At 38.2% G+C, this 801-nt stretch carries 1 protein-coding gene; it reads left to right on the forward strand.

Translation table 11 applies throughout. The annotated features are described in order from the left end of the window. Positions 1 to 801 (forward strand): 3-deoxy-7-phosphoheptulonate synthase (aroF, locus tag LJD34_RS16065; protein WP_227360371.1); only part of this gene is annotated, 801 nt, incomplete at both ends.

Consider the following 801-nt stretch of genomic DNA (forward strand, 5'->3'; position numbering starts at 1 on the left):
GTCATGCATGTATCAGAACCATATAAATTAGCTAATAGAGCTTTCCATCCAGAAGACTCAGTTATCGATGTCGGTGGTGTTAAAATTGGTGGAGGACATCTAGCAGTGATTGCTGGACCATGTTCAGTAGAAAGCAAGGAACAAGTGATTGAAATCGCTAAAGCAGCCAAAGCAGCAGGAGCTAATCTATTAAGAGGTGGAGCATTCAAACCAAGAACATCACCATATGCTTTCCAAGGAATGGGATCATCAGGATTAGATATTCTAGTAGCAGCTAAAGAAGCAACAGGACTCCCAATCGTATCAGAATTGATGGATGCAGAATACTTAGATGAATTCATTGAAAAAGTAGACTTGATTCAAATTGGAGCAAGAAACATGCAAAACTTCGACTTGTTAAAGAAAGTCGGGAAAGCAACAAAGAAACCAATCTTGTTAAAAAGAGGGTTGAGTGCAACATTCCAAGAATGGATCATGTCAGCAGAATATATCATGGCAAGTGGGAATCCAAATGTCATCCTATGTGAAAGAGGAGTGAGAACATTTGAATCATACACAAGAAATACATTAGACTTACAAGCAGTACCAGTAATCAAAGAATTGACACACTTACCAATCATTATCGATCCAAGTCATGCCGGAGGAAAATGGTGGTTAGTAAATCCAATGGCAAAAGCAGCAGTCGCAGCAGGATGTGATGGATTAATGATCGAAGTGCATAATAATCCAGAAAAAGCATTATGTGATGGACCACAATCATTAAAACCAGCCAAATTTGAACAATTGATGAAAGAATTAAAA

Source organism: Faecalibacillus sp. MSK20_93 (genome assembly GCF_020589945.1).
GTDB lineage: Bacteria > Bacillota_I > Bacilli_A > Erysipelotrichales > Coprobacillaceae > Faecalibacillus > Faecalibacillus intestinalis.